This is a genomic window from Cryobacterium sp. PH31-AA6 (assembly GCF_030063195.1).
In the GTDB taxonomy this organism is placed as follows: Bacteria; Actinomycetota; Actinomycetes; order Actinomycetales; family Microbacteriaceae; genus Cryobacterium.
The window spans coordinates 1-7,276 of record NZ_JASISS010000050.1; the positions used below are offsets into that span (position 1 = coordinate 1).

A 7,276-nucleotide genomic window follows, 5' to 3' on the forward strand; every position below is an offset into this window, starting at 1 on the left:
TCGCACCAGAGGGAATCGAACGCCAGAAGCTCAAGTACGAACACCAGCGCTACGACGTCGAAACCCATGCGCGCCTCAGAAGCGATCCAACACCCGAGATCGAACTCTTCAAGACCCACTGAGGGTTGGGCTCGCGGGCGAAACAGTGGGCCCTTTCAGCTGCCTGGACTGCCCGGATCGGGCAATTGTCGCTTGTCTGCAGCTTGACGTTGCCCGAGCATCCAGCCGGCACCGAATGCGAGCACTGCCAGCCCGACAACGAACAACGCGATCCCGATCTGACTCCGTGGCGAGAGTTGTAGGCCTATTGGCGAGAACGTCGTGTTGCTGAGCGGCGCGTAGGCGAACCAGCCGAAGCTCGCTTGGCCACTCGGCACGAGAAGGAGCACGAGTCCGATGACGGCAGCCACGGTGCCGAGAACGACCATGGACACGCTCACCCGGCGTGAGGTGAAGATTCCGCCTTGCCCAGCGTGCATCTCGCCCATGTGGCCAATGCTAGATGACCCGCCGGTTCCACGATCTGACAGAGCCCACAGAGGGTTCGCGTTGCAGGACAGTCCGTCCTGCAACGCGATCTCGGCTGCTAGCCATTACCTCGGTGCTGGCGCTGGATGGTTCGATAAATAGTGGAGCGGGCGACATTGAACAACTCAGCCAGCTCGGCCGTTGTGTGAGTACCAGCGTTGTAGACCTCCATCAAGTGCTTCTGCTGCGCCGCGGACAGCTTCGGAGGTTTGCCGCGCAACCGGCCCTTCGCTTTCGCCACCTGCATGCCCTCTTTCGTTCGAGCACGGATGAGATCTGACTCGAATTCCGCGACCATGGCGAGGACGTTGAAGAGGAGCCGGCCCACTGGATCATTCGGATCATGCACGGAGCCGCCGATGCTGAGCTTCACGCCCTTGGCGGTCAACTCGTCGACGATGTCTTTCGCGTCCCGGAGCGACCTGGCCAGACGATCGAGTTTGGCCACCACGAGCGTGTCCCCGCTCCTGCAGGCAGCAAGCGCTTCTCGTAGTCCCGGCCTCGCACGGTTGGTTCCCGTCAAGCCATGATCGGTGTAGATCAGATTCGATCTGACGCCCAGTCGTTCCAAGGCGTTTTGTTGGGCGGTAAGGTCTTGCTCATTTGTGGATACGCGCGCGTACCCGATCAGTAGTTCAGTCATGACGGCACAATTCACCTCGACCCGCAGGGCCGTCAACATTCAAGGATCCTCGGCGGGTGCCCGTAGTCAGGAGGCGAGGGCGGCTTCCATCTCGTCGACCAGCCGGCTTGCGTATTTTAAGAGCTCGCTCGCCCTAGCCTCTGTGATGTGGCTCGCCCCGTAGGAAGTGAGGGTCTTAGCTTCCAAGAGTCGACCCAAGTCCCGTGCTGCGGTTCTCTTTTCAGGGAGCGCTTGGGTTAGGAGGCCGATGGCCTGTTTGTGATCCTGACCGCTGGAGCGGTATCCGAGTTTGGATCCGCAAATAGCATCGGCCGCGGCGATACCGGCGTTGACGGCATTCAGCCCAGTCGTATTGTTCGACGCCATCGGTCCCCCAGGCTCGAATCGAGCTTGAGCAGTGAGGAGAGAATCGCGGGCATGTTCGGCACGGATTCGCACCTCTGCCGCCGTCATCTGTTTGATCCGCGCGTTCACGGCGCCTTTCTCATTCCCAGGGTGCTGTTCCCGAAGACAACGATCCCCTCCGACGTCCAGCTATCGACGATCGGGTCTCCGTCTTCCTTCTGCCTGGTCAGGGACGATTCGGTTAGGTCATAGATCTGGGCATCATTACCGGTCCACAGCTGCACGTTGTCCCGGAGCCCGGTGACGAATTCGTCCCGGTCATCGAGTGCGACCTCATCGGGAAAGACGACAAGCAGGTCGACGTCGCTCATCTTGGTGGAGTCACCTCGTGCCACGGAGCCGTAGAGGGCAACCGTGACGCCCTCAGGTGCGCTCGAGTCAGCGAATGCTGCAACACGCCTGTTCAGCTCCTGACGTGCGTTCATCGCGATCTCAACAGCCGGCCACAGGATGTGCGACCGGTTGGCAGAATACATAGTTGCATGGGGTGCTGGGACTGAAATGACTAGACCAATGTCGACGAGCCGAAGAAGAGACAATCGGACGTTAGCCGGTGTTCCAGTCCCCGCCAGACGGGCGATCTGTCGACCAGTGAGCTCTGACCCGGCCCTGGCGACGACGCGCAGGGCCACAGCGTCGAGGCCATTCATGAACGAGGCGAGCGGGGCAGATAAGTCCACGAACAGCTCCCTTCAGCATTTGTATTGCTCTTCGATTCGGTTGTATCTAAATACAATACAGATGCATCGCTCCGCAATGCAATGAGTTGCGGCTCACCCGGCTGTGCCGAAGCTCCTCCGAGTTGAGGATTCGATCAGTGCCGTACGTCTCCAGAAGTCACGCAGGAGCGTGCTCAGAAGCGCCCTTTCAGCGTCCGGCCTGCGGGCGGTCTGGCCATGTCGTCGGCTCTGGGACGGGACCGATGCTCCGCGCCAGTTCATTCGCGCACTCGGCCGTCTGCAGTAACTCCTGCCAGCGGCGTCAACGGAACACCTTGGGGACGATGCACATGACCGTGGCAGGTCGGGTGCGAGGATCGCACGTCCTTGCGTCATCTGGACCTCGGCGGTTCCCTCGTCGATCCACCTAGAAAGGGACGTGGTCGGCGAAGGCGATGGCCTGTTGGATCGCCTCGATCCCAAGTACCCAGCACGACCAGACAGCTGACAGTGCCAGGAGCAGCGCAATTACCGATGTCGCAATCCTTGGCGTCTTGCGTGGTGTGGCAAGAATGGACAACACGGATGCCGCCGCAGAAAACGCCGGAATAAGCACAGACACCACCATCACGCCCAGACGCATGGGAATCTGGGCAGCGTAATACGAGCTGGGATGATCGTCAGGGTCAAAAATGAACCCGGAAAAAAGTGCGAAGTATGTCGACACCAGCGACAGGCCCAAAAGCGCGAAGGCCATACCCAGCCATGTGGCCCCACTCCACAGCTTCCCCATGCCGATCAGTCAACCATGGGTTGAACAGGGCTAAGTTCCAACGATCGTTGGATCATGGACCCCTTCTCGGGTTCCCAACTGCCCTGTGGCGGCGTTCAGGCCGAGGGCGGCGGGACCGAGGCGCCGCCGCGCAGCGCCACCCGGAGGTTCAGCTCGTCGCCGGCCTGGAGCTGGCGGCTGGTGAGCGGGTTGAGGAAGCCGAGGTCGTCGTCCGTGATGCCGAAGCGGTCGGCGATGTCGTTGAGCGTGTCGCCGGCGACCGCACGGTAGGAGAGTGGGGCGCCATCGGCTGCGGCGGTGGCGCCGCCGGCGCCGAACCGGGTGCCGGTATCGACGGCGAGCAGCCCGGGGCGGGTGTCCGGCACGTCCCAGGTGATCGTGCCGACTGCCCGGGGAGTGAGCACGCAGCCGTCAGGATCGGTCGTGGTCGGGTCGGTCTCCGTGATGACGGCGGTCAGGTAGTAGCTGGGGTCGCCCCGGGACAAGTCCCTGGGGCCCATGCTGAGCCCAGGCTGATCGGCGTTCGTGGAGAGGTTGCCGAACGAGAAGCTGTGCATGTCGGCCAGGCAGATCGTGGTCTCTGACCAGGGGCTGAAGGATAGTTGCAAGCCTCCGGGGACGTCCGAGTGGAAGTCCTTCAGTGCGACGTCGAATCCGCCCCCACCCGCCGTGACGACGACGGTTCCGGAGATGGTGTTGTCTCCCGAGGCCGACGTGAGCTCGGCCGTGCCAATGACACCGTCGGGGATGACAACGTCGGCCGCACGGTCGGGCGGGGCCGGCGCATCCGTGTGGACAGCCGTGTCGACCGCTGGAGTCGCAGTTGGCGAGCAAGCCACCAGTCCGAGCACCAGAGCAACGCTCCCCAAAACAGATGTCGCCAGTCGTGGCATCAGGTCCCCTCCCCGCCGAGCCCAGTATGGCAGTCGGCCGCATCGCCGGTCCAGCCCCTGGCCCGACGGACGAGGTGGCTCGACCGACGTCGCTACCGGACGCACCGAACCTTCCCGTTGGCGGTTCCGTAAGGGAATGGAGTGATCCTTGGCCTCCATCACTGATGGGCCCCGTCGTGCACAAGCGAGAAGGCTTGTCACAATCACTTGACACAAACCCTAATCCATTTGTATCGTCAGGTCGACACAAGGAGAAAATGTGCAGAACATTGGGATTGCCGAGATGTCACTAGGACTGGTCGGTCTCTTGTTCGTCCTCACGGTGGCGTTCACCGGCGTAGCGATGGCTGGACGGCGCGGACAGCCGCAGCCGCTCGTGCGTGCGCGGCGTGTGAGCGCGCTGCGGTCCGCTGTTGCGGTCTCAACGGCTCTCGCGGTTTTCGCTGTGGCAATCCTGGTACATATCGCCAATCCGGTTCTTGAGCTGGTCCCGTTCTTCCTCGGACCACTCGCGGCGGCCACGGCCGGCCTCTTCGCGTTCACGTTAATGCCCGCACCAACAATCGATGGCGCACTTCGACGGCGGAGAAGTAGCGTCAAGCCGCGTACCCTGAGCAACTATTCGTCGTCAGGTCAACGAACGAGGTTCGGGGTCATCGTCGGAACAACGGTCCTGGCGGCCGTAGCCGCAGGGTTGTTGTCGAAAGCCACGCCGGATGGTCGGTCTCTGTGCACCGCCCTATTCCCGGCCGAGTGCAAAGCGGGCGGGCCCTACCTCTTCCCCGGGTGGATGTTTGCGCTCCCGGTGCTGGTACTCACTGGCGTTCTGGTTCTCGCGACTATTCAGGCTCTGCGGCGCGTTATTGATGCCCCAGCCACTGCGTGGGTGGAACTCAGCGACGCTGACGCAGCCCTACGTCGAAGCGGCGTCCGGCTGGTCTTTCGCGTCGCGAGCGCACCGTTGGCACTCACCCTCGGCCTTCTGCTCGGAATGGCATCCCTGCCGCTGGTCAACGCGCCCCTTCTGGAGACGGGCCTCGACGTGAACGCGGCCGCGACGTTGCACACGATCGGAATGGTTCTGTTTGGGGCTGCAGCCATAGCCCTCGTCTACGGCCTCTCACTCGCCTTTCTCGCCGTCATCGGGGCGATCAAACTGCCTCGGACGGCCTTCGCTGGTCCGCGGTCGGAACTCGCGGGATGATCACCGTCGACGCGGATGATCCGACGCCGCCCTTCGAACAAATCCGAGCCGCGCTAGCAGCGGAAATTACCTCGGGCAGACTCGCGGGCGGTCACAGATTGCCCACCGTACGCCAACTCGCCGGCGACCTACACGTGGCAGTTGGAACGGCGGCGCGCGCATACCGCGAGCTCGAAGAGGCCGGTCTTGTCGAAACTCGACGCTCCCAAGGAACCCTCGTCCGCCACGACCAGATCGAAGCGTTCGACCTCGACCAAGCAACGGCCGAACTCGTAAGTACAATTCCCCGCGACAAAGTAGCCCTCGCAGAAGTCCTCAAAGCAGTCGAAACCGCCTGGCACCTCGCCAACAGTGATTGAACGTCCCGCAAAGGATCCTGGGCACCCATCGCTCTGAAGAATCAGACCCAGACCGTCCCGATGAAGGTTCGGCGAATACGACACTTCGGCGAATGATCGGCACACCGTAATGCTAGAAAGGTGGCTGGATAGCATGGGTCCATGAAGATGACCGACTTTGTTGTACCTGACTCGGTGGCGGCGCGTGCCGCCCTGGAGGTTGCGACGGAGTATGTTCCGGGGGCGCTTCTCAACCACAGCATCCGGTCCTGGTATTGGGCTGTCGGGTTCGCCTCGCTTGAGATGCGACAAGGATTCGACGCTGAACTGCTTTATGTCTCGGCCGTCCTGCACGATGTTGGACTGGCTGTCGAGTTCGACAACGACACGCTCTCGTATGAGCTTGCCGCTGGCCACGTCGCCTGGGCTCTCACGGCCGGATCCGGCTGGGAGGCGAGTCGTCGCACCCGGGCTCTCGAGGTGATCGTGCGGCACAACTGGCCCGAAGTCGATCCGGAGCAGGATCTGGAGGGCTATTTGTTGGAAGTTGCGACGGGTCTAGATATCTCCGGCAGTCGATCGGAGGCGCTCCCAGAGAGCTTCCGATCCGAAGTCTCAGCGGCATATCCGCGGCTCGGACTCGCGGCGGAATTCGGGTCTTGTGTGACCGATCAAGCTTCCCGTAAACCCGCGACAGCCGCCGCTCGGCTCATCGCTGGCGGATTAGTTCGCAAACTCAAGAACAACCCTCTTGAATTGTTTGGATCCTGAGGCTCCCAGTACCCCAAAAAGAGCATCATGCGCACCACACGACTTGCCCTCCTCAGGAGTACGCCAGAAAGTGCGGCCCGTTTCTCAGCAGCGAGTTTTGCAGCGAGAGCCAAGACAACAGTCCCGTGGCGGGTTCACCTATCGGGATTCGTATATCTCGCGACGATGTCCGAGTCGGAGTGTTAGCGGCCATGCCAAACTGCCCATAGGCGGCAACGGAACTGCCCACTGGCGGCCAGTAGAACTGCCCGTTGGTGGCCATGAGATCTGCCCACTTCTTGTTCTGAGCCCGACCGCTTAAGCGGCGGGAGCCTCTCCCTGGGGTTTGATTGCGGTGTCTAAGACGCATCAAAGTCGCCCAGGAAGAGGCCCTGAATGAAGCATGACGGAGAAATCATGGAAATACTTGCTGCCTACGATCTGACCAGGTCGTTGCGCGCCACAGCCGAGCTCACTGGCTGCTCGCACCACACCGTCGCCCGCCACGTTGCCGCCCGCGATGCGGGTAAGCCGATCGCCGAACCGGCCTATCGGGGCCGGGTCACGGACGAGTTCCTGCCCAAGATCGAGGAATGGGTCGAGGCGTCCAAGGGCAAGATCCGCGCCGACAAAGCCCACGACAAACTCCTCCCTCTCGGCTATACGGGGTCGGAGCGTTCGACGCGGCGGGCGGTCGCGCAGGTCCGCACGGCCTACCGGTTCGGCCACGTTCGGGTGCATCGGCCGTGGATCACGGAGCCTGGGATGTGGTTGCAGTATGACTTCGGCGATGGCCCCGTGATCGACGGCCGCAAGACGGTGTTGTTCGTTGCCTGGCTGGCGTGGTCGAGGTTCCGGGTCGTGATCGCGCTCCGGGACCGGACGGCCCCGACCGTGTTCGCAGCCCTCGATCGCACGCTCCGCATCCTTGGCGGTGCCCCGACCTATGTCCTCACGGACAACGAGAAAACGGTCACCGTGTCCCACCTCGCGGGCGTCCCGGTGCGCAACCAGCAGACCGTGGACTTCGCCCGCCACTACGGCATCACCGTGTTGACCTGCC

The 7,276-nt window shown here is 62.4% G+C and carries 10 protein-coding genes; 4 read left to right on the plus strand and 6 right to left on the minus strand.

From position 1 onward, the window contains the following. Positions 1 to 155 precede the first annotated feature (155 nt). From QMG61_RS17150 to QMG61_RS17175, 6 genes are all read right to left on the minus strand, one after another. Positions 156 to 488, minus strand: coding sequence for a hypothetical protein (locus QMG61_RS17150; protein ID WP_283495558.1), 333 nt, complete (start codon positions 486 to 488; stop codon positions 156 to 158). A 98-nt stretch (positions 489 to 586) separates the two neighbouring features. Then, positions 587 to 1,171 carry a recombinase family protein gene (locus QMG61_RS17155; protein ID WP_283495549.1) on the minus strand — a complete coding sequence of 195 codons (585 nt, stop codon included), beginning with the start codon at positions 1,169 to 1,171 and terminating at the stop codon, positions 587 to 589. Between the two features lie 66 nt (positions 1,172 to 1,237). Continuing rightward, complete coding sequence (locus QMG61_RS17160; RefSeq protein ID WP_283495550.1) at positions 1,238 to 1,645, minus strand: hypothetical protein; 408 nt, start codon at positions 1,643 to 1,645, stop codon at positions 1,238 to 1,240. Next, the gene (locus QMG61_RS17165) at positions 1,642 to 2,001 is read right to left on the minus strand and encodes a nucleotidyltransferase domain-containing protein (protein WP_283495551.1); all 360 of its coding nucleotides are present in this window, start codon (positions 1,999 to 2,001) and stop codon (positions 1,642 to 1,644) included. Before QMG61_RS17165 ends, QMG61_RS17160 begins: the two co-directional genes overlap by 4 nt. A 661-nt stretch (positions 2,002 to 2,662) precedes the next feature. Then, on the minus strand, positions 2,663 to 2,992 hold the full coding sequence (locus QMG61_RS17170; protein WP_283495552.1) for a hypothetical protein: 330 nt from the start codon (positions 2,990 to 2,992) through the stop codon (positions 2,663 to 2,665). A gap of 131 nt (positions 2,993 to 3,123) precedes the next feature. Next, positions 3,124 to 3,921, minus strand: a complete 798-nt coding sequence (locus tag QMG61_RS17175) for a LysM peptidoglycan-binding domain-containing protein (protein ID WP_283495553.1) — start codon at positions 3,919 to 3,921, stop codon at positions 3,124 to 3,126. A 259-nt stretch (positions 3,922 to 4,180) separates the two neighbouring features. On the opposite strand from QMG61_RS17175, the gene QMG61_RS17180 reads away from it, so the two are divergent. The 4 genes from QMG61_RS17180 to QMG61_RS17195 all read left to right on the plus strand — a co-directional run. Further along, positions 4,181 to 5,125 (plus strand): hypothetical protein, encoded by a 945-nt coding sequence (locus QMG61_RS17180; RefSeq protein ID WP_283495554.1) that lies wholly within the window; start codon positions 4,181 to 4,183, stop codon positions 5,123 to 5,125. After that, the gene (locus QMG61_RS17185) at positions 5,122 to 5,484 is read left to right on the plus strand and encodes a GntR family transcriptional regulator (RefSeq protein ID WP_283495555.1); all 363 of its coding nucleotides are present in this window, start codon (positions 5,122 to 5,124) and stop codon (positions 5,482 to 5,484) included. The genes QMG61_RS17180 and QMG61_RS17185 overlap by 4 nt, the downstream gene beginning before the upstream one ends. A gap of 141 nt (positions 5,485 to 5,625) precedes the next feature. Continuing rightward, positions 5,626 to 6,234, plus strand: a complete 609-nt coding sequence (locus QMG61_RS17190; protein WP_283495556.1) for an HD domain-containing protein — start codon at positions 5,626 to 5,628, stop codon at positions 6,232 to 6,234. A gap of 375 nt (positions 6,235 to 6,609) precedes the next feature. Next, positions 6,610 to 7,276, plus strand: a 667-nt coding sequence (locus QMG61_RS17195) for a DDE-type integrase/transposase/recombinase (protein ID WP_283495557.1), incomplete at its 3' end; no start/stop codon positions are given.

Bases quoted from the DNA above. Each gene is read 5' to 3' on its own strand.
- QMG61_RS17150 (WP_283495558.1), bottom strand. From the start codon at position 488: ATGGGCGAGATGCACGCTGGGCAAGGCGGAATCTTCACCTCACGCCGG.
- QMG61_RS17155 (WP_283495549.1), bottom strand. From the start codon at position 1,171: ATGACTGAACTACTGATCGGGTACGCGCGCGTATCCACAAATGAGCAA.
- QMG61_RS17165 (WP_283495551.1), bottom strand. From the start codon at position 2,001: ATGAACGCACGTCAGGAGCTGAACAGGCGTGTTGCAGCATTCGCTGAC.
- QMG61_RS17170 (WP_283495552.1), bottom strand. From the start codon at position 2,992: ATGGCCTTCGCGCTTTTGGGCCTGTCGCTGGTGTCGACATACTTCGCA.
- QMG61_RS17175 (WP_283495553.1), bottom strand. From the start codon at position 3,921: ATGCCACGACTGGCGACATCTGTTTTGGGGAGCGTTGCTCTGGTGCTC.
- QMG61_RS17185 (WP_283495555.1), top strand. From the start codon at position 5,122: ATGATCACCGTCGACGCGGATGATCCGACGCCGCCCTTCGAACAAATC.
- QMG61_RS17190 (WP_283495556.1), top strand. From the start codon at position 5,626: ATGAAGATGACCGACTTTGTTGTACCTGACTCGGTGGCGGCGCGTGCC.